This is a genomic window from Bartonella queenslandensis AUST/NH15 (assembly GCF_000312585.1).
Lineage (GTDB): Bacteria > Pseudomonadota > Alphaproteobacteria > Rhizobiales > Rhizobiaceae > Bartonella > Bartonella queenslandensis_A.
In genome coordinates, this window is sequence record NZ_HE998152.1 from 1 (window position 1) to 401 (window position 401).

At 37.7% G+C, this 401-nt stretch carries 1 protein-coding gene; it reads right to left on the bottom strand.

The features are described from left to right. The coding region (locus tag BN338_RS09695; protein ID WP_039761802.1) for a hypothetical protein at positions 1-401 on the bottom strand (401 nt) is incomplete at both ends.

Here is a 401-nt window from a genome sequence, read left to right on the forward strand (position 1 = left end):
AATATCAAGCTTTTTCTGAAGTTCTAAATAATCACTGTTTTCTTTGAATACACCTCGCAGCAAATCTTTCGCTTCAAGCATCTGAAAGGTATCAGCCAAACCAATATGCTTGAAGGGAATATACTCTCCTTTCATAAGACTATGATAGGTCGTTTCAATGTTAATCGCTGCTATGTAATAGGCAAGTAAAACAATCTCATTGGCATGAATGTCATGACGGAATTTATATTCCATATCTTCTGGTTTGATCAGTCCAGATTGTAAAAGCCTTGTGATAAAGGTACCCGTTCCAGTGAAAGGATCAAGAATAGAAACACCACGTGATCCCAAGCTTTTTCCAAATTCATTGCGCAACACATCATCAACAGAATGAATGATAAAATCCACAACCTCAACGGGGG